We start from the raw sequence: 20429 nt of genomic DNA on the forward strand, positions 1-20429 counted from the left end.
GGCGTGGCGCTGGCCGTCGTCGGCCACTGTTCCACGTTCGGCTTGGTCAACAGCGTGGTGCGCGACTTGCGCCAGCGGGGGCGCCAGCCGGTTGGCCTCGTTGTCGATCCCAAGCCCGTGACCGCCGCACGCCTTGCGGAGGAATTTCGGGTCGCGTGCTCCACACTGTGCGGCGGCCGTCCGGAGACCTTCGCCCCAGCCGCGATGACGCCGGCAGCGTTGGACCGCTGGGTCGGCGAAGCGGTGGCGCTTCTGCGTGCCGGGATCGGCAAGAACCCCGCACTCTCGGGTCTGTCGCCCAAGAATGTCGAGCAGTTCGTGGAGCGCTACGGCGACTGGTTCACGCACCTCGCCGCCTCAGCTCTCGGGGAGGCGGAGGATGCCGTGGCGACGTTTCCGGATGCAGTAGCTGCCCGGGGTTTGCTCGAAGATGCCTTCGGGGTATCAGTACCCATAGTCGAGCCGACCAGCATCTAGTGGGTCTGGTGAAACCGGACGAATCAAAGGGGACGCGAGTTGCGGCCAGCGGAACTGATTGTGCAGGACGCCTTTGACCGCTACTGGACAGGCATAGGGGAGGCGCTCGACCGTGCAGAGGCGCGGCGCCTGGACGTCCTGGCCGAGACGACGCGATTCGCGCCGCCGTTTCGGTTTCCGACCCGTGACGAGTTGCCGGGCGACACTACCGCTGCCACCGGTCTCTCGCTGAACGACCTTGGCGAGTACCGTGGAAAGCAATTGCTGTTCCTCGATCTCACGCGCAACCCCGGTACGCGCACGACCAAGACCTTCGGGTCGCTTGCGATCATCCTGCGCGCGGTAGAGCACACGCGTGTCACCGGCGAGCCGGTCATGCTGGTGACGCCGTCGGCCGCCAACAAGGCCAGTGCGCTGCGTGATGCAGTCAGTCATGCCTACGAGGTGGGGCTGGCCACGCCGAGCACGCTCCGGGTCAGCGTCGTGATCCCCGCGTCCGGACTCCCCAAGGTCTGGGCCTCGGTTCTTGACGATGACGCAGACCTACAGAGGCTGAACCCGATCTGCGTATATGGCGGCGAGGACCGTGAAGGGGTCAAGCCGCTGGTGCACGGGTTCGTCGACAACTACGCTGAGCGACTCTTGGATGAGTACGGCGTCCGCGTGTGGGACAGCTTGCACGTTGACAACTACATGGTCGCCGATGTGATCCGCGCGTTCGCCGAGGCCGATGCGTGGGGTGTCCCGCAAAACCCGCGCCTGCACGTGCACGCGGTCTCCAGCGCCTACGGCTTCCTCGGCCATGCGCTCGGCACCGAGATCCGCGGTGGTGGAGCGCCTGCGCGTTATCTGATGGTCCAGCACCTTGCGACGCCTGACCTCGTGCTGTGGAGCCACACCGGCCGCATCGACGAGGTCGACTTGCCCGCCTACTCGTACGACCCCGCGACGAACGTCTACCGGCAGGACGAGTCGACGTATTTCCCGCCAACGGTCGAGAGTCTGCATGAGATCGTTGAGCCGACGTTCTACACCCGCCGCCCTCCGACCGTGGAGCGGATCGCAGACTGGCTGCCCGGCGCACGCGACCGTGGCATGGTCGTCTCGCGGCAGGAGTGTCTGTCCCGATACGACGACGTGATGGAACGGCTCGCAGCGCACACCCATGTGCGGCCGATCGCCCGTCCAGACGATGTGCGCGAATGGGCCATGATCATGGCTTTGGCCGGCGCCATGAACGCGATCGATCGCGGGCTCGTGGAGGAGGACGAGATCGTGATCCATGGCTCCGGCTACTACGGCGCCGACGACGTGGGTACCCGATCTGAGGACTCCCTCACGCACGTCTCGTCCTCGGCCGATATCGCCGATGCGGTAATGAGCGCGTGCAGGTTGACGAGCGCCTGAGCCGTGGGCCGGAGCGGACGAGTCGTGTTGCGGCGAGTAGGCTACGGCATGGGTATAGGCCACCATGGGGAGATTATCCAGGGCTACTTCGACGCCGGAGGCACGCCAGCCGGCGAGTGCTATGGCCTGGTGACGCTGCCGTGCCCTGATCTGATCAGCGAGGCCTGGGTAGAGCAGGTCGACCAGGCGCCCGGCGTGGTCGGGGAGATGCGGGGGCATGCGAAGGCGAAAGCGGCGGCAATCGCGACACTGGAGGCGTTCGACGCAACCCGGATGGGCCTTCGGCTGCGCATCCTCAGTACGATCCCGGTCGGCCACGGCTTCGGCTCGTCGAGCGCAGACGTGGTCGCGACGATCCGTGCCGTCTGCGCGCTCCTGGAAGTGGCGATCACGCCGCATGAGTTGGCCAGGTTTGCCGTCGCCGCCGAGATAGCCGCCGACCCGATCATGTTCGAGGAGCCCGTGCTGTTCGCCCAGCGCGTGGGCTTGGTGATCGAGGAGTTGGGCCCCAGCTTGCCGCAGTTGCAGGTGCTCGGCTTCTACAGCGCGCCGGACAGCCGAGGGGTGGACACGATCGCACGGCCGCCGATCCAGTACTCAAGCGAGGAGCGGCGCGCATTTACGCTCCTGCGAAGCCAACTCGCTGCGGCGGTCCGGGACGGCGACGCAGCGGGACTCGGGCGAGTGGCAAGTGCGAGCGCGGAGATTTCCAATCGGCATCTGGTAGTGCAGCAGCTCGATGATTTCTTGGAAGTCGCCGCAACGGTGGGCGCGGCCGGGCTACAGGTCGCACATAGCGGGGACATCGCGGGTCTGCTCTTCGACGGTGCGGACCCGGGCGTCACGCGCCGGATCGGCCGTGCCAAGCAGCTTCTCGCGCGCTGTGGGGTCGGTGCGACGTGGCTGTTCAGTCCCGATAACGCCGTTGGAGGGGATGGATCGCTGCCCGCCATGGTCGGCAATGCGCGACAGATGATGCGCAGCGGGTCATGAGGCAGCGAGTCATGAGGCAGCGAGTCATGAGCGTCGCGCGGGGATCAGCGGCGTGCTCGCAGCTTCTCGCGCAACTCAGCCAGGTCGATTGCAGCGTCTTCGAGGTCTGTCACCGCGAACCCACCAGCGACATCGTGTAGGCCGTGGCGGGCGAGTGCGTCTGCCGCAATCTCGGAGAAGTGAATTTCGCCGTCAGATGTCACCCATGCACCTTCAGCGCCAGACCATGCCTCATTGAGTGCCACGGCCTCGCCGATCGGGATATCGTCGGGAAGGTTCACCGAGATTTCACGGTAACTTACTGTCACGGGATAGCCACCCGGAAGCCCATGTGGCCCTGGAACGCTGGCGCTGAACAATTCATCGGCGACGAGCTTGCGCAAGAATGTGCCGGCGGAGGTCGCGGCGATCGAATTGGTGACCGCGCGCGGGAGTGCACGGACTGCGGAGAGTAGCGCGCCGGTGTCAGGCAGTTCGTATCCGCCGGACCATGCACGGGCCTCGGGTCCGCGATGGTTCGCTGACATGTGGCAGTGGTGGCCGATGATGCGCAGATCAGACTCGCTTGTCAGTGACAGCTTGGCCCGCACGGCCGCGTCGAGCACCGTCACGTTCCCCAGCCCGCAGAAGACTGGCAGGCCCAGCTGCCGCAGCACGGGATTGACACTGTCTGGATACGCGGCGTTGACGAAAAGGCACTGCGGCCGGACGCGGCCGACCGCAGCGGCGAGCCGTGCGGCCAGGACCGCTTGGAGCGGCAGTGTGATGCCCAGTCCCGCCTCCCGGACGAGGTCTGTCCAGGCGCTGGCACTGCCGTGCAGCTCGCTGGGCGATTGCAGGGAGACGACGTGGACGACCACGTCGGGCATCAGGCGCGCGACGAGTTCCATGGCGGTCTCTGTGGAGCTCAGCGATATGGTCTCGGCGCCGACGGCCAGCCGGATGCCGGCCGACGACGCTCGGATCGCTGTCGCGTCTGCCAATGCATGGGCGCTGGCGGGCGCCCGCGCCGCGACCGTCAACGTCGCGGACAGGTGCTGCTGCTGCGCGAAGCTTGCGCACAGTCCAGCTGCGAACGTGCCGGTGCCAACGACGCAGATCGAAGTGGGGGATACGATCGCAGGGACCTACCTCACGAGCCGAGGCACTGAAGGGTGGGTGGCGCGGTTGTCGACCAGCTTGGCCGCTTCGTCCTCGCTTATCGGCTGGTTGGACTCGTCCACGTGGACGATCGTGGGGGCGTAAGTCTCCAGCTCAGCCTGCTCATAGCTACCGTAAGTCAGGATGATCACTATGTCGCCGTAGTGCACGAGCCGCGCGGCCGCCCCGTTGATTATGACGGCGCCGGATCCGCGCTCACCCTCGGCGAGATATGTCTCGAAGCGCGCCCCGTTGGTGATGTCGACGACCGTGACCTGCTCGTTCGGGAGCATGTCGGCGGCTTCGAGCAGTCCGATGTCCACTGTCACCGAGCCGACGTAATTGAGGTCGCTGGCTGTGACGGTCGCGCGATGGATCTTCGAGCGCATCATTGTTCTTCTAATTTGGACCTCTCCTAAAATTGACGTGATTGAGAGCTCTGCTAACTGTGGCACTTCACGTGTGACCGTAGCTCGCCGTGTCATGAAATACAACCTAGGCAGTGAATTAAAACTCTGCTACGTTGGGAAACCGTCATGACCGTGGGCTTCCGGAAAGGGCGGGAAGGTCGTGTCAGCGGACGACGAGACCCAGTTCCTCGTGGTGGTCAATCATGAGGAGCAATACTCGATCTGGCCAGATGACAGAGAGCTGCCGCCGGGCTGGTCGGCCGTTCGCAGAGGGATGACGTATGCGGCGGCCCTTGACCACGTCGAACGAGTGTGGACCGATCTGCGACCGCGGTCGGCGAGAGGCTGATGGGCTCAGGTGCTTCTCCGGTCGTCGAGCTGAACCTCAGACCGCAGGAGGCCGGCCAGCTACGCGCCATCGCCGCCGAGGTGTGCGACGCCGTGGACGTCGGCTCGTGTGGCGCGGACCTGTTCGAGGCGCTGGATACGGGCCGCAAGCGCATACCGGCACGGCTCGCTGCGCACCTTATGCTCCTGCGCTCCGATGAACCCGTGGACTGCCTGATCGTGCACGGGCTCGACGTCGATGAGATCGGCCTCCTGCCGACCCCCTCTGACTGGCGTGTGGCCGACAAGCGGGCTACACGCACGCAGGACGTGCAGGTTCTGCTGCTCGCCGGGTGCCTGGGGCACGCCTTCGGCTGGGAGGGCCAGCAGGACGGTCGCCTCGTCAACGACATCGTGCCAGTCAAGGCCGATGAGAACTGCCAGCTGAACTCCAGCTCGCGAGAGGCGGTCGCCTGGCACACGGAGGACGCCTTCCAGCAGTACCCGGCGGACTACGTTGGACTGCTTGGCCTGCGCAACCGGGACGGAGTGAAGACAGGTGTCAGCTGCGCGCGGGAGTGGGTTCCGGATGCACGGCTCGACGCACTGTTCGTGACGCCGGTGACTCAGATGCCTGACCTCGCCTTCGAGGGTGAGGCGCGAGCATGGCCTGGGCCGGCGCTGTTCGGAGACCGCCGCATGCCCTACGTCCGCCTCGACCCGCATTTCTTGCAGCGGCCCCTGCCACCTGAGGTCGAAGACGCCCTTGCCGTGCTCGACTCGGTGGTGGAGCGGACGATGCGGCGCGTCGTGGTCGGCCCCGGCGACGTGCTGTTGGTGGACAACATGCGGGCGGTCCACTCGCGGGACAGCTTCGTTCCGCGCTACGACGGCGCCGACCGCTGGCTCAAGCGGGTGACGATCTCCCGCGACATACGCCGCACGCGGTCAAATCAGGCGGGGCACGATTCCATGCTGAGGAGCGCCGACGATGGCGATTGACCGGGTTGCGCGGACTGTGGTCGACCTCGTCGGCGAGCACGCACGCCGAACACCGGACGCGGTTGCCTTTGAGGCCGCTGGCTGCTCGTTGACCTATGAGGAGTTGTACGCGCGGGCGATCGCACTGGCTGCGCAGTTGCGTGCGACGGTGAAGCTCCGCGATGGCGAGGACACGTTCGTCGTGTACGAGGGCCCGCGTGACGAGCGGTTTGCTGTTGCTGCGCTCGGTGTGTTTGGGGCCGGATGCTGTCTGGCACTCGTTGACCCCGAATGGCCACAGGGGCGACGGGACGAGCTGAAAGCGCAGCTGTGTGCGGTCACGGTGCTAGGAGACGAGGTCCCGGGGCCGGGCGGCGAGCGACTGCGGGACACTGATTCAGCAGGATCGACGGCACCGTCGCTGCCGCGTGGTGCGAGCGCCTACGCCGCGACGACGACTGGTACGACCGGTGCGCCAAAGATCGTTGTCACCAGTCACGGCGCGCTGGCGGACAGCGTGGTGCAGACGGCCTCCACGCTGGGGCTTGACTCGAACGACCGCGTACTGCAATTCGCCCCGCTGGGCGTCGATATATGCCTCGAAGAGCTGCTGACCGCCTGGGCTGCCGGCGGGACCGCCATCGCCATGGCCGAAGACGCGTATGCGGACTTCCAGGTTTTCACGGACTTCCTGGCGGCGGAACGGGTCACCACGCTGAATCTCCCTGCGACGTTCTGGTCGGCCTGGCTGGCTGCGCTACGTGATGGGCACGTGGTCGGGATACTGCCTGCGCTGCGCGTTGTGGGCGTCGGCAGCGACGTCGTGCCGGCCGCAGCCATTGCAGAGTGGCAAGCGCTCGGCGTCGGCGGCGACGTATATGACATGTATGGGTCCACTGAGCAAGCCATCACGTCGGCGATCGCAGGGCCGCTGGATCTCGGAGCACTGCTAAGCGAGGGGCGCATGGGCGCCCCGGCCGGGCCGATGAGCGCGCACGTTCTGCGGGCCGACCTTACAGAGGCCGAAGTGGGCGAGACGGGTGAATTGGTCATGGCCGGACCGTCACTGGCGAGCTACTACGCGGCCAATCCGCGCTTGACCGCCGCCAAGTTCTCCCCATCGCCGTTCGGTGGCTTCGGCGAGCGGATGTATCGCAGCGGCGATCAGGCGGTGCGACTGCGAGATGGAACGATCCGGCTGCTCGGGCGCCTTGACCGACGGGTGAAGGTCCGAAGCTTCAGCGTCGACCTCGACGAGGTGCAAGCCGTCCTGGCAGCGGTGGACGGTGTGCGAGCGGTACGCGTCACAACACGGGTGGATGGCAGCCGCGAGACTGTCGTCGTTGCGAACATCGAGCCGCAACACGGCGAGCGTCCCGCGAAAGACCTGGCGGCTCGGATGTTGTCGGAAGCGGCACGAGTGTTGCCCGAGTACGCGCTGCCATCTGAGGTCGTGGTTGGTAACGAGCGAGTGGTGGGGGGCGCGGGCGCTCGCTTACCGGAGGCGGGGGCGGAGGCGGCTGTGCTGCACGGCGCGCAGGTCGCCGCAGCCACGCTCTGGTGTGAGATGCTCGGCGTCGCCGAGGCGCGGCCGGACGACAGCTTCCTCGATCTCGGTGGCCATTCGTTGCTCGTCGCCCGGTTCATCACCGAACTGCGGCGGCGGTGTGACACAGTCCTCAGCCGCCGGGCGTTCCTGGCCGATCCGACCCTGCGGTATGTACTGGAGGAGGTCACGGCGCAGGACGGGTTGGGCGACGCTCCAACCGCCGAGCCGCTCGTGTCATCTGGCCAGACGAGCGGTTTGGCGACCGCGGGACAGACCGCCATGTGGCTCCAGCGCCGCGAGAACCCGCGCAGCACCTCCTACAACGTGCCGCTGGTTTGTGACCTACACGGCGTCCTCGACGTAGCGAAGCTGGAGCGTGCGGTCAACCGCGTGATCTCCACGCAGCCGACCCTGCGGACAGCGGTGTATGCCTCCAAGGGCACGCTCGTGCAGGAGCAGCGCGAGCGGGCACTGGTGGTCGCCGAGCTGCGCGACGACCCAGTGGCGCTGGCCGACTTCTTCGACGCACCGTTTGATCTGGCCGCTGCCGACGTCGTCCGCGTCGCAGTCGGACGTGCCAATGGAGCCGACGTCGTAGCGTTCGCGTTCCACCACGTCGCTATAGACGAGGCGTCAACCGCGTTGTTCTTGCACTTTCTTGAGCAGGCGTGGCGTGGTGAGGACTCTGTGCCACGGCCGACACTCATCGATGTCGCGGAGGCGGAGGCCGCGTGGAAGGCCGACAGCCAGGCCCGTGAGGTCGAGGGAGTCGTAGCAACTCTCGGCGCACCGTGCCCAGTGTCGAGCCCATGGCCGGACGCGCCGGGTGCGGCCGCGGATGCGGCAGATTGGGAGTGCGTAGTCGCCCCGTTCATACTGACCGATGACCGGATGCAAGCGGTGAAAGCGCTTGCGCGACGGTCCGGTACGACACTCTATGCGGTCTCGTGTGCGCTCTTCGGCATCACGCTGGCGCGCTTTGCTGGGCAGAAGCGGGTGGTCATCGGAGTACCCGTCAGCCAGCGTACCGAGAACACCGAGCACACAGTGGGGCCATTGCTGTCCACGTTGCCGCTGGTTGTTGACCTGACGTCGAACCCGACTATAGGTACCGTAGTCACGCAGGTCGCGAGGGGAATCGAGCGGTTGCAGGACTGGTCGCGGGTCTCGCTGGCCGATGTCGTGAATGCGGCTGGTGCCCGTCGCCTCGCGGGGCGTGCCGCGCTCGTGCAGGCACTGGTGCTCCCAGAGCCCGAGGCCATGCCGTCGATCAGCCTGGGTGACTGCCGCCTGGTGCCGCAGGTGACACCGCCTCGCGGCGCGACAATGGACATTTTCTTGATTCCGCGCGTGTGGCAGGAACGCTGGGAATGGGACCTCGTTTACCGGCGTGCGAAGTACTCACCAGCGTTGATTGCGGCGTTCGAGGCAATGCTGACGGCTTGTCTTGACAGGGCTGGGCGCGATCCGGAGATCCGCGTGGGGGAGATGGGAGCAGCGCCGGCGAAGGACAGGCGCGATGGGGTGGTTCAGGTCCTCGATGACTATGGGCGCGTATTGCCGCCTGGGGCGATCGGCTGGCTTCACCCCCGGGTGCGTGGCTTGGACCTGGAGGAGGCGGCTTCTGGCGTCGCGCGGCGCGACTGGCCGGCCAACGGCGAGGGGGTCTCGGTGAACATCGGCCTTAAGGGCCGGGTGACGTATGACGGCAAGATCGAAGTGCTTCGAGGAGAGGAGCTCACTGCATGAGGGTGATCCGGCACTTGCGGAGTGTCGACGTCGATGTGCTCTTGCGTGACGACTACGTGCGCACACCGACGGAGCGCCAGCGAGTGTGGATGGTCAACCGGGCTGTGGACGAGCTGGTCGAGGCGCTTGCCCGCGCGGATGCCGATGCCGGGACGCTCGTCATGGGCCGTGAGCGCACACCGATCGAGGAAGGCGCGTGGGGGACACGGGCGGCGAGCGTCCGTGACGGAACGTTGGAGATTGCCGGGCAGTCGGTAATGCAGGACTGGGAGGCGCCACTGATGGAGCGAATGACGCAACGTGTGTGCGAGGGTGGCGGCCACGTGCTGGAGCTTGGTTTCGGTCTTGGCTTGTCCGCGGGCATGATCGACGGCGCCTGTATGCGTCACACGGTTGTTGAACTCAACAGCGAGGTCGCGGCGGCGGCGCGGCGCTGGAGCAAAACCGCGACGACGCCGACCGTGATCCTTGAGGGCTCATGGGAGGATGTGATGCCGCAGCTGGGGAGCTTCGACGGTATCTTCATGGACACCTTCCCGGTGGACGACACCGAGTTCGAGCGCGTCGTGGTCCGGGACGCGACGGTTGCCGAGACGTTCTTCGCGATGGCCGCGGGCCACCTGTCGGACCGCGGCCGATTGGTGTACTACACCAACGAGGTGGATTCACTATCGCGTCGTCATCAGCGCGCCTTGCTGCGATCCTTCTCTCGGTTCGAGGTCGAGGTGGTGCGCGGCCTACGGCCGCCGGACGATTGCGATTACTGGTGGCATGACTCTATGGCTGTGGTCACCGCGTATGTCTGACAGTCGTGCCGCGCGAGAGAGTGAGGACCTTCAGGCGCTCGCGCGACAGAGGATTCGCGAGGCGAACGCGGCGTTCCAAGGCGGGGGCGGCGACCCGGTCACTTCTGCCGTGCCGCGTGACGCGGATGAGATGCGGGCGCTGGTGGAGGCGGCTTGGGGGGACATCGGACGCAGCGCGCCAGCGCGTGGTGAGAACTACTGGGACGCTGGCGTGACGTCGCTGGAGATCGCGCTCTTCTCCGAGGCGCTCAGCGATCGGATCGGAAGCGAGGTGGAGTTCAACGAGGTGGTGGACCACCCCGAGACCGGCGAACTGGCAGACCACCTCTGCCTGCGGGGGGCGTCGTGGGCGTGACCACAATGCTGGGCTCTTCGTGGTGGCCGATCCCGCTGCCGGCATCCGCTGAGCGCTGCGAAGAGTGGGCGTGCCCCCTGGAGCCGGGGGTCCGGGTGCATCATGTGCTCGCTGCGTGGGCGTTCGTGCTTGCGACGCACGCAGACGCCTCGGCGGTCGACTTCGTGCTCGGGGGTCCGGGCGGCTGGGCGGCGAAGCTACAGGTCGGGGCGTACCCCGACCCGGCCACGCTACTGGAACCGCAGATGCCGGACGGCGAACTGTGCGTCACATCGTGCCTTCGGCGAGACGCAGGGACCTGGGACTGCGACGTGACGCTGCGCGTCGCGCCCGGCTGCTCCGTTGCCACGCTCCTCGCGACCCCTCCGGGGCTGCCCAGTGGGTTCCTGGCTACTCTTGCTGACCATCTTGCGCATGTATCTACGTGGTTCGCGCTTGGTGCGTCTGCGCCGCCGCCCCTCTCGGCGCGTGACCACCGTGCGTATGCGGCGCTCAACCACACGCAGCTACCCGCTGCGCCGCGGCGTCGGATCGACGAGTCGGTGGCGGATACGGCGCGCTGCCATCCCAACCGGATCGCAGTGATCGACGGCGACGACCAGCATACCTACGCGGAACTTCTCAAGACGGCGGCGCGGATCGAACAGCTTCTGCTCGACCAGGGGTGCGCTGCTGGTGACCACGTCGCCGTCGTGCTGCCACGCTCGTTCACTGCGATCGGGGCATGCCTCGCCGTGCTGCGCCTTGGCGCTGTATATGCGCCCTTCGATCCGCAGACCCCGCACGAGCAGATACGCCTGGCGCTCGACCGGCTGGCACCGTGCTTCATCGTGTCCGAGCACGCTCTGGGCGTCGAGGTCCGTGCGCCGCAGGAGAGCCGACCACGGGCTACGGCGCTCGCCGACGCCCCGCGCACCGCACACGACCCCGCCTGCGTCATGTTCACCTCAGGCAGCACAGGCATGCCTAAGGGCGTGATGTTGCCGCACCTTGCGCTTACTCGGTTACTCGACAACGACCGCTTCCGTATGTTCTCCGCCGAGACAGTTTGCCTGGCGGCCTCGCCCGTGCAGTGGGACTGCGCCATGTTCGAGACGTGGGGAACGCTGATCGCGGGCGGCACGCTGATCCTGCACCAAGGCCCGAACCCCACGCCAGAGTCCATCCGAGCTGCGGTGCGGCGCGGAGCCAACATGGCGTGGATCACCGCGTCGCTGTTGAACGTGATGATCGATGAGGACGTCGCGTGCTTCGATGGCTTCTCTTTGATCATGTCGGGCGGTGAGCGGCTGAGTCCACCCCACATCGCGCGGTTGCACGCGGCCCATCCGGCGCTACGCATCGTCAACGGCTACGGGACGGTCGAGTGCGGGGTCTTCGCATCGCTCGCGGAGTGCGCGCCGACTGCGGAGGAGGCCGCAGACGAGCTGACGATCGGCACGCCACCGACGGAGACGGGTGTCCTCGTCATCGCCCACCAGGCTGACAGTGCCCACCTCTGCCCAGTGGGGTGCGTCGGCGAGCTGGCGGTGACGGGCCTCGGACTAGCGCTTGGCTACCTCGGTCAGCCTGCGGAGACCAAGGCGCGTTTCGTGGACTTGCCGAACCCGGACGGCGGGACCGTGCGTGCGTATCTGACCGGAGACCTCGGGCTTCTCGGTGACGACGGCCGCCTTTACTACCGCGGCCGCGCAGACAGCCAGCTCAAGGTCCGCGGTGTACGCGTCGAGCCGAGCGCGATTGAAAACCTCCTGCAAAGCCACCCGCAGGTGAGCCGGGCTGTCGTGTGGCCGATCCGCGATGCCCACGGCGCAGTCGACGGCCTGCACGCGTATGTCGTGCCCGATGACGGCGACGGCATCGACGATCAAGCGCTGCGCGCGTGGCTGGGCGCGCGCGTCCCGCAGCAGATCGTGCCGCGCCGGATCGAGATGGTCGCGAAGCTGCCGCTGACCATGACGGGAAAGCTTGATCGCTCGTCGGCTCCCCGGCCAACACCGCGCAACGGGAACGCGGGCCCGCTCAACGCCGAGCGCATCGCCGCGATTATGGCCGACGTCTTGTCGCTGCTGTCCATGGACGAGGACGATGACTTCTTCGGGCGCGGCGGTGACTCGTTGTTGGCCACGCGCCTCGCCGCGCGGCTAGGGGCGATGACTGGGCGGCACGTGTCGGTGGCCGACGTCGTACAGTCGCCGACCCCGCGCGCACTCGCGTCCGTGCTCAATGCCACGGGAGGCCTGCGGTACACGCAAGTGCCCAAGGCCGTCGCGGCGCACGACGCTGTTCCGATCTCGCCGCCGCAAGAGGGCCAACTTGTCGCCTTCCTCACTGATCGGCGAGGCGTCGGGTCGATTGTCCAGTGCGCCCACCTCATCGAGGGCCGCCTGGACCCGGCAGCGCTCGCTCGGGCGTGGCGCGCGGTCGTCGCGACTCATGAGGGGCTGCGGACGATCATTGACATCCATCAATCGCCGCCGCGACAGGTCGTGCTGCCGGTGGAGGGCTTCGCGCTGGAACACTCGGCTGCCACCAACCGCTGGGACGACCTTCGTTATGAAGCCGCGCGGGTCGCAAGCACCGAGCTGCGCCCGTTGGATATCACGGCGGAACCGCTGACGCGGGCCCGCCTCATCACGGGTGACGGCGGGGCGATTCTAGTCATCACGCAGCACCACATGGTGACCGACGGCTGGTCCGAGCGAATCATGTTGGAAGACTTGTCACTGGCTTACAGACGTGCCCTCGACGGCGCTGGCGACGCAGACCTCGTGCCTGAGGTGCCGACGTACCGCTCCTACACCCGGTGGTACCTGGACACGCTCCAAGAGGTCGGCGATGAGCTGCGCGAGTTCTGGGTCGCGCAGCTTGCCGGCCTGCCGTCGATACCTCCGCTCGCGCCGCCGCGCTCCGATGGCCCGCCGCGCATGTTGCCTTGGGAGCTCGATGCGCAGGACGCGGGGAACTGGGCGACGATCGCAAAGGCATACGGTGCGTCGATGTTGTCCTTGCTCCTGCACCGTTACGCCCGCGCAGTGGCCGAGGTCGCCGGCGCGGACGACTTCGCGATCGGGCTCAACGTCGCCGGGCGCCACCACGCCGCCTTCGATCGGACGATCGGATTCTTCGTGAATATCGTTCCGGTGCGGGCGCGGCCGCTCGATGACGATTTCGGCGTAGCCGGCCATCATTCGGCGGCAATGGCAGCGGTCGCACACTCGCTGCTGCCCTTCGGCCAGATAGCCCACGCGGCACGCACGCGGCGCTCCGCACGTCACCCGCTGGCCCAGGCGATGATGGTGATGCAGCCGGGGACGTCACCGGTGCTACAGCTCGACAACTGCACGGTCGAGCGCGTCACACTCCCGGCCACCGACGATCCGTTCGAGTTGACGCTCGAAGCTTGGACGGACGGGCCGACGCTCGCCGGGGGCCTCCACTGTCCCACGGGCGCCGCGCCTGGCCTTCTCGATGCGATTCGCGCGGCCATGTTCCGCCCGCTGCCGTGAGGAGAACCGCGACGCAGGGTTCGACGTCGTGGCCGCGTAGCGTGCCGCTGACCGGCGATGGTCGCCGCCGGTCCCAAGCACCCCGCAGGGCGATGTGGCCGAACCGCCTTGGGCGTGGCCGGCGAAGGAGGCCTTGTTGAAGCTGCCAGGTGTGGGGCTCGCGCGGTGCATGGTCCACGTCACTGTCACAGGCGTCTGCCAGCGGTTCGAGGGCGCGTCCGGGTATGGTGCGTCGATTGCGCGGGCGGGCGACATGTGTGAGGCCATTGCGACTCATGGGCCGATAACCATGCAGGTGAAGGAGGAGGCTCCATGAGATACCCGCTATCGGTTGCGCAGGAGGGCGCGTGGGTTGGCCACAAGACGGCGCCGCACGGCGCGGCGTCCAACATCCCACTCCTGTCGGAACTCGCGGGAGAGTTGGACGAGGATGCGCTCCGTCGCGCAATCGAGCTGGTCGTTGCGCGGCACGACGTGCTGCGGACACGATACCGTGTCGGCAAGGACGGGCTGCGCGCGTATGTTTACCCACCGGACGACAGCACTGTCATGCGTACGATCGATGCGCCTGCGCGCGCGCAGCAAGTCATCGAGGAAGAGGTTTGGCGTCCGTTCGACCTGCGCAACGACCCTGTCTTCCGGTGTTGTCTGATCCGCGTATCCCCCCGCGACCATCGGTTTCTGCTCGTCGTCCACCAGATTGCGGTTGATCATACCTCCCTTGGGCTCTTGACGGACGAGATTTCCAGGGCATACAACGCGTTCCGGCGTGGCGCCGAGCCAGCTCTGCCGCCCGTGGTGACGCAGTATGGGGTGTTCGCGTCTTGGCAGAGTAACTGGTTGAACACCGACGAAGTCCGCGGCGAGCTTGGTAAGTGGGCGAGTGAGTTGGCCGTCCAGCCGACGAAGTTCGACTTGCCCGGCGACCGGCAACGCCCACCAGCACGCACCGGCCGCGGCGAGGTGGCGACCGGCGAGCTGGCGCCTGCCGTGGTTGCGCGCCTGGAGAAACTGGCGCAAGCCCGTGGCGTGGCGCTTTTCGACTTGTTGGCGGCGGCCTGGCAAGTGGTCCTCGCGCGGTACAGCGCCCAGGAGCGTTTCCTACTCGGCACGTCCCTCCCGGCTCGTTCGCAGGCTGGAGTCGAACGGTCGATCGGACTGTTCTGCAACCAGGTCCCGGTGGTCGCCGGCACCACGGGCGACCCTACCTTTGCCGAATTGGCCGAGCGTGTGCACCGCAGCGTCGAGCACGCCGCGGCCCACCAGCACCTGCCGTTCACGTCTGTGGTCAACGTGATCGGACTGAAATTCGACCCGAGCCGGACGCCGCTTACACAGGTGTCGTTCGACCTCCGGGACACCGCGGCGTGGGCGCCCCGGCTCGACGGGATCGAGGCGACCGACGTGTTCGTCGAGATCGCCGGGGCCAGAATGGACCTGGCCTTGTGCTGTTACACGACGGACACGGGCGGCCTCAGTGCGCAGGCGGAGTTCGCGACCGACCTCTTCGACAACGCCACAATTGATCGAATTGTCGCTGCGTTCGTAGCTGTGGCGGTGGACGCCGCAGACAATCCCGAACGACGGCTGGGCGACCTGGACCTGCTCGGTATGCGCGAGCGGCAGCGTGTGACGCAGGAGTGGAACGCCACGCTCGCGCCGTACGCCGATGACACTACGCTGGGGGCGGCGTTTGAGGAGCAGGTGCTGCGCACGCCGGAGGCGACAGCGGTCCGGTTCGCTGAAGAACGACTCAGCTACGCCCAGCTCAACGAGCGTGCCAATCGTTTGGCGCATTTCCTGCGCGAGCACGGGGTCGGCCCGGAGGTCATGGTCGGATTGCGCCTCCCGCGCTCACTGGATCTCATCGTCGCACTGCTCGCGGTGGTCAAGGCCGGTGGCACCTATGTGCCGCTTGACTTGGACGACCCCATCGAGCGGCACGCGTTCGTTCTACGCGACACTGACACACGGATTCTGATCACCGATGAGGCGTCGCGCGACCACTCGCCGCTCGCCGGCACTGGCCGGACCGTTGCCCTCGACAGTGAGTGGCCGCAGATCGCCGCGTACTCGGCCGAGAACCCGCCAAGGGCGGCCGCCCCGCTCAACCTTGTCTACGTCATCTACACCTCGGGCTCGACCGGCATGCCCAAGGGCGTTTGCATCACTCACCGTGGGCTGCTCAATTACGTCACTGCCTGCATGCGTGGCTACGCCAGCGCTGGTGATGGTGGTGCGCCGCTGTTTTCTTCGCTGGCCTTCGACATGGTGGTGCCCAACATCTTCACGCCGCTGCTGATGGGCCAGACCTTATATGTCGTGCCGCCATGCAGGCAGACGGAGATCGGGTCGTACCTGTTGCGCGGCGCACCGTACAGCTTCATCAAGATGACGCCTGGCCACCTTGCGCTGCTGCACGCGCAGCTCAAACCGGAGGACGCGTCGCGACTTGCGCCGGTGCTGGTCGTCGGGGCTGATTTCTTCCCAGCGCACCTATACACGAGCTGGCGCGAAGTCGACCGGGAAAGCAGGCTGCTCAACGAATACGGCCCGACCGAGATCACAGTGGCCAATACGTTCGGCGAGCCCGACGACACGGTAGTGCGCTCACGTGGCGTCGTCCCGATCGGGCGGCCGATGGCCAACACGACGGCGTACGTCCTGGACACAAGGATGGAGCCGGTGCCGGTCGGCGTGATCGGTGAGCTTTACGTCGGCGGCGACGGCGTCGCCCGCGGCTACTGGGGCCAAGCGCGGCTGACCGCTGAGCGTTTCGTTCCCGATCCCTTCGCCGCAGCGCCGGGCGGGCGGCTGTACCATACCGGCGACCTCGTGCGGTACCTCCCCAACGGCGAGCTGATGTTCGTGGGCCGTGCGGATGACCAGGTCAAGGTGAAGGGATACCGGATCGAGCCGCGCGAGGTGGAGGAGTGCCTGGCGTCGCACGACGATGTCGAGCAGGCGGTGGTGGTCGTCGACATCGATGCCGTGGGAGAGCGGCGTCTGGTCGGCTATCTCCGTGCGCGCGAGGGCGCGGCGCTGCCGGCTGCGGGCGAGTTGAATGCCTTTTGTCGCCAGCGGCTGCCAAGGTACATGGTCCCGGCCGTGTTCGCGCGGGTGGACCGCATGCCTCTCAACGCCAACGGCAAGCTGGACCGCACTGCACTCCCACCGCTGAGCGAGAGCCGGATCGGCCCGGACGGAGTACGGGTCGCTCCGCGCGACGATATCGAGCGGACTGTCGCCGCGATCTGGTCCGAACTACTGGGCGTGGACGTGGGCGTCGCGGACAACTACTTCGACTTGGGCGTCCATTCGGTGATGGCGCTGACGGCTCTTGAGAAGGTCAACGGCACATTCGGCGTCGAGGTGTCGGTCGGCCAGTTGTTCGACCACCCGACAGCGGGCGAGTTGGCGAGGGTCGTCAAGGAACTGCTGCCGGCCGAGGGGGACGCCGCCCAGTTCTCGTGACCACCGACGATAGGACTGTTGATAAGACTGATGTTCGCCAAAAAAACCGCCATATCCGGCGAGCCCGGACCCGGTGCCATCGCTGGGGCACCGCGTTCGGCGACTGGCGCCGCTGCCAGGCCCAGATCAGGCTTCGTGAACTCCCCGGCCGCTGAGCTGCGGGTGGACGGCGTCCGGCTGCTGTCCCGCCTCGACGAGCTGGCTGCGCGTTCGGCGCCCGGCCCCGGCGTGACCCGGCTGGCGTATTCGGCCGAGGACGAGGCCGCCCGGGCACTGGTCGGCAGCTGGCTGCGCGAGGCGGGCTTGCAGGTTCGCATTGACACGGCGGGTAATGTGCTCGGGACGTTGCCCGGCAGCGCAGGCCTGCCGCGGCCGCTGCTCACTGGCAGCCACCTCGACACCGTGGTGATGGGCGGCACGCTCGACGGCGCTTACGGGGTGGTGGCGGCCATAGAGGTCGCGGAGTCGCTGCGAGGCCGGCTCCGGCACGACCTCGTCGTCGCAGCGTGGTCGAACGAGGAGGGTGCCCGGTCGACGCCCGGGATGGTCGGCAGTCGCGCCGCCGCAGGTACGCTTGAGCCGGCCTGGCTCGACAGCCCCGACGACGACGGCGTCCCACTACGGGCACGGCTCGGTGCCGATGTGCTGACGGCACGCATGGGCCCGGTGGAGGCTTACCTGGAGCTCCATGTCGAGCAGGGGCCGGTCCTCGACACCGCAGGCACGGTGGTCGGTGCCGTCGAGGGCATCACCGGCCAGCTGGTTGGCGCCATCGACGTCCGCAGCACTGCCAACCATGCCGGGACCACACCGATGGCGCTGCGTCAGGACGCCCTAGCCGCCGCGGCCGAGATCGTGCTGGCGATCGAGCGGCTGGCTCTCGACGGCGCAGTCCGGGTGGCCACCTGTGGTCACATCAGGGTCGCGCCAAATGTTCGCAACACCATACCGGGCCGAGTGCTTTTGAGCGTCGACCTGCGGGACATGTCCGACGCCCGATCTGAGGCCGCCTGGTCGGCGCTGGTCGCCGTGGTTGCCGCGGTCGATGACCGCAGGGGCACGCGCTCGCAACTGAAGGTGGTCAGCCGGGTCGCCGCTGTGGACTGCGATCCCTGCCTCGTCGCGCTGGTGGAACGCGCCGCAGCGGCACGCGGTCTCGGAGCGTTGCGGCTTCCCAGCGGAGCCGGCCACGATGCGCAGGTGTTGTCCATGCTTGGCCCGGTGGGGATGGTTTTCGTCCCTAGCGTCGCGGGTGTGAGCCACAGCCCGGGCGAGCGCACCGAGTCGGCGCACCTCATCGCCGGCGCGCAGGTACTGCTCGACGTCGTAGCGGCCGTTGACGACCAGCCGAGGTGCTGAGCGGCTGTCCCACCGCTGGTGCAGCGCCGCGTTGATTCTTCGGGGGTCTATTCGGTCAGGCGAGAGGGTCGCCGAGGTAGAGGCCGCAGACGCAGTCCAGGGCGTCTTCCGGGTGCCGAATGGCAGGCCAGTGGGCAGGGTGTTGTCCTGGTAACGCTCGTTGCTGTAGGTGAATGGCGCGAAGCCCCACATCTCGGGGTGGCCGGTGTCTTTTAGCCGACACAATTGCAGGTCGCTCTCGTCGTCACCGCCGATGACAGTGTCGATGTAGGCGTATCCGGCCCTCCGGCCCGCCAGCGGACCTTGATCTCGGCGATTTGGGGCCAGCGCCGGGCGTGGGCGGTCAGACGTAGCTTAAGGGCTGCCGTCTCAGCGTTGTTCGGGCTGGCTGGCCATGACGCTTATCTTGCCCGATCCAGCAGCCGCCCGCGGGATGATCAGAGGATCAGTAGTCTGATCTCAGGGTGGGGCGATAGTGCTGGCCAGTCCGTTCGCGATCGAGTTAACCGAGGCAGAGCGCACCCAACTGGAGCAGTTGGCCGCCTCCCGCGTCGCATGGTTCGGGCGGGTGCAGCGGGCATCAGTGATCCTGGCGCTGGCCGACGGCGCATCCAATGCGGCCGTGGCCTGCGAGACGGGCCGCCACATCGACACGGTACGGGTCCTGGCGCAAACGCTTCGTCGCCGAGCGCCTGGCCGCGCTGGCCGACCGGCCCCGCCCGCTGGGCCGGCCACGGCCGTCCCCGAGGACAAGCTACGCATCATCGCCGCCGCGACCGGGATACCGCCGGCCCCGGCCAGCACCCGGACCCACCGGCTGCTGGCCGAGCGGCTGCGCCTGGGTGGGCTGGCGGTCTCAGCCTCCCAAATCGGACGTATCCTTGGCACTGTCGACCTCAAACCGCACCTGGTGCGCGGCTGGCTAACCCGCCCGGCCGACCCGCAGTTCTTCACCTGCGCCACCGAGGTGTGCACCCTGTACCGCGGCTGCCCGCCGAACGCCGTGGTGATCAGCGTGGGCGAGAAGACCGGGATCACCGCCCGCTCCCGCAAACACCCCGACCAGCCCGGCCGCCCGGGCCAGCGCACCCGGCGGGAGTTCGAGTACGTCCGCCACGGCACGGTCTCCATCATCGCCGCACTCAACGTGCGCAGCGGCCAGGTCATCACCGAACGCACCGAGAAGAACAACGCCGAGACCTTCATCGGCTTCCTGCGCCTACTCGACCAGAGCATCCCCGAAAACACCGACATCCACCTGGTCATGGACAACGGGTCCCCGCACGTGGTCAAGAAGACCAAGGCGTGGCTGGCCGCACACCCCCGCTTCCACACCCACCACACCCCGAAGCACGCATCCTGGCTCAACCAGGTCGAACTGTTCTTCTCGACCCTTACCAGGCGACGGCCGCGCCGCGGCCAGTTCGCCTCCCGCGACGAACTGGCCGCACGCATCGACGAGTTCGTCTTGAACCACGACAAGCACGAAGTCAAGCCCTACCGCTGGGCCTATGGGCCTACGACGGCTCCCCGCTCAAAACCGCGTAAACCCCCGAAAGATCAACGCAGCGCTGCACTAGTAACACACGGTTTGCGTCCCCTACAGAGGGTGGTCTGCGAGCGTGGTTCGGCCGCAAACCGTTCAGGTGAGACTCCCCGTGTTCCGCTCGATCACGGGAAACTCACCGAGAGGCCGTCGCCCAAGCTGGGCATCAGGAAGCACTGATTTCAGGTGATTCACGTATTTTGCCAAGAGTTGGGTCCTTCACTCCAGGTATGAATGGAATCATCGTGGTCAGCGCCGTTAGGCCACCTCCGATGGCAAGCGCCGTGCGCGCACCGAGCACCTCGGCGAGAGCGCTGGCGGCGATGAGGCCCAGCGGACTAAGCGCG

General features: G+C 67.1%; 15 protein-coding genes. 12 read left to right on the top strand and 3 right to left on the bottom strand.

All coding sequences use genetic code 11. From position 1 onward, the window contains the following. The 3 genes from VGS97_RS08505 to VGS97_RS08515 all read left to right on the top strand — a co-directional run. Positions 1-477: hypothetical protein (locus tag VGS97_RS08505; protein WP_326852723.1), on the top strand; the 477-nt coding region annotated here is incomplete at its 5' end. A 60-nt stretch (positions 478-537) separates the two neighbouring features. Then, positions 538-1884, top strand: coding sequence for a DUF6002 family protein (locus VGS97_RS08510; protein ID WP_326852724.1), 1347 nt, complete (start codon positions 538-540; stop codon positions 1882-1884). Between the two features lie 48 nt (positions 1885-1932). Then, entirely contained in the window at positions 1933-2877 is a 945-nt protein-coding gene (locus VGS97_RS08515) for a hypothetical protein (RefSeq protein WP_326852725.1), read from the top strand. Positions 2878-2921: 44 nt separating this feature from the next. Here VGS97_RS08515 and VGS97_RS08520 read toward each other — a convergent pair whose 3' ends face one another. Both VGS97_RS08520 and panD read right to left on the bottom strand, forming a co-directional pair. After that, positions 2922-3899: a hypothetical protein gene (locus VGS97_RS08520; protein WP_326852726.1), complete on the bottom strand. Its 978-nt coding sequence runs from the start codon at positions 3897-3899 to the stop codon at positions 2922-2924. A gap of 105 nt (positions 3900-4004) precedes the next feature. After that, positions 4005-4421, bottom strand: a complete 417-nt coding sequence (gene panD / locus VGS97_RS08525) for an aspartate 1-decarboxylase (protein ID WP_349262049.1) — start codon at positions 4419-4421, stop codon at positions 4005-4007. Between the two features lie 166 nt (positions 4422-4587). Between panD and VGS97_RS08530 the strand changes: the two genes are divergently transcribed. The 9 genes from VGS97_RS08530 (at position 4588) to VGS97_RS08570 (ending at position 20262) form a co-directional block, all read left to right on the top strand. Next, the gene (locus VGS97_RS08530; protein ID WP_326852728.1) at positions 4588-4776 is read left to right on the top strand and encodes an MbtH family protein; all 189 of its coding nucleotides are present in this window, start codon (positions 4588-4590) and stop codon (positions 4774-4776) included. Then, positions 4740-5756 (top strand): TauD/TfdA family dioxygenase, encoded by a 1017-nt coding sequence (locus VGS97_RS08535; protein ID WP_326852729.1) that lies wholly within the window; start codon positions 4740-4742, stop codon positions 5754-5756. The genes VGS97_RS08530 and VGS97_RS08535 overlap by 37 nt, the downstream gene beginning before the upstream one ends. Continuing rightward, a complete protein-coding gene (locus VGS97_RS08540) occupies positions 5746-9033 on the top strand; it encodes an AMP-binding protein (RefSeq protein WP_326852730.1) in 3288 nt (1095 codons plus the stop codon). The genes VGS97_RS08535 and VGS97_RS08540 overlap by 11 nt, the downstream gene beginning before the upstream one ends. Continuing rightward, on the top strand, positions 9030-9839 hold the full coding sequence (locus tag VGS97_RS08545; protein ID WP_326852731.1) for a hypothetical protein: 810 nt from the start codon (positions 9030-9032) through the stop codon (positions 9837-9839). Before VGS97_RS08540 ends, VGS97_RS08545 begins: the two co-directional genes overlap by 4 nt. Beyond that, positions 9832-10194, top strand: a complete 363-nt coding sequence (locus VGS97_RS08550; RefSeq protein ID WP_326852732.1) for a hypothetical protein — start codon at positions 9832-9834, stop codon at positions 10192-10194. The genes VGS97_RS08545 and VGS97_RS08550 overlap by 8 nt, the downstream gene beginning before the upstream one ends. A 5-nt stretch (positions 10195-10199) precedes the next feature. Beyond that, positions 10200-13703: an AMP-binding protein gene (locus tag VGS97_RS08555; protein WP_326852737.1), complete on the top strand. Its 3504-nt coding sequence runs from the start codon at positions 10200-10202 to the stop codon at positions 13701-13703. Between the two features lie 312 nt (positions 13704-14015). Then, positions 14016-17177 (top strand): amino acid adenylation domain-containing protein, encoded by a 3162-nt coding sequence (locus VGS97_RS08560; RefSeq protein WP_326852733.1) that lies wholly within the window; start codon positions 14016-14018, stop codon positions 17175-17177. Between the two features lie 135 nt (positions 17178-17312). Next, the gene (locus VGS97_RS08565; protein WP_326852734.1) at positions 17313-18536 is read left to right on the top strand and encodes a Zn-dependent hydrolase; all 1224 of its coding nucleotides are present in this window, start codon (positions 17313-17315) and stop codon (positions 18534-18536) included. A 475-nt stretch (positions 18537-19011) separates the two neighbouring features. Then, positions 19012-20262 carry an IS630 family transposase gene (locus tag VGS97_RS08570; protein WP_326852735.1) on the top strand — a complete coding sequence of 417 codons (1251 nt, stop codon included), beginning with the start codon at positions 19012-19014 and terminating at the stop codon, positions 20260-20262. Here VGS97_RS08570 and VGS97_RS08575 read toward each other — a convergent pair. After that, the coding region (locus VGS97_RS08575; protein ID WP_326852736.1) for a hypothetical protein at positions 20249-20429 on the bottom strand (181 nt) is incomplete at its 5' end. The two genes, VGS97_RS08570 and VGS97_RS08575, sit on opposite strands and share 14 nt — an antisense overlap.

This window comes from Actinocrinis sp. (assembly GCF_035946395.1).
In the GTDB taxonomy this organism is placed as follows: Bacteria; Actinomycetota; Actinomycetes; order Streptomycetales; family Catenulisporaceae; genus Actinocrinis.

Bases quoted from the DNA above. Each gene is read 5' to 3' on its own strand.
- VGS97_RS08515 (WP_326852725.1), top strand. From the start codon at position 1,933: ATGGGTATAGGCCACCATGGGGAGATTATCCAGGGCTACTTCGACGCC.
- VGS97_RS08540 (WP_326852730.1), top strand. From the start codon at position 5,746: ATGGCGATTGACCGGGTTGCGCGGACTGTGGTCGACCTCGTCGGCGAG.
- VGS97_RS08545 (WP_326852731.1), top strand. From the start codon at position 9,030: ATGAGGGTGATCCGGCACTTGCGGAGTGTCGACGTCGATGTGCTCTTG.
- VGS97_RS08550 (WP_326852732.1), top strand. From the start codon at position 9,832: ATGTCTGACAGTCGTGCCGCGCGAGAGAGTGAGGACCTTCAGGCGCTC.
- VGS97_RS08555 (WP_326852737.1), top strand. From the start codon at position 10,200: ATGCTGGGCTCTTCGTGGTGGCCGATCCCGCTGCCGGCATCCGCTGAG.
- VGS97_RS08560 (WP_326852733.1), top strand. From the start codon at position 14,016: ATGAGATACCCGCTATCGGTTGCGCAGGAGGGCGCGTGGGTTGGCCAC.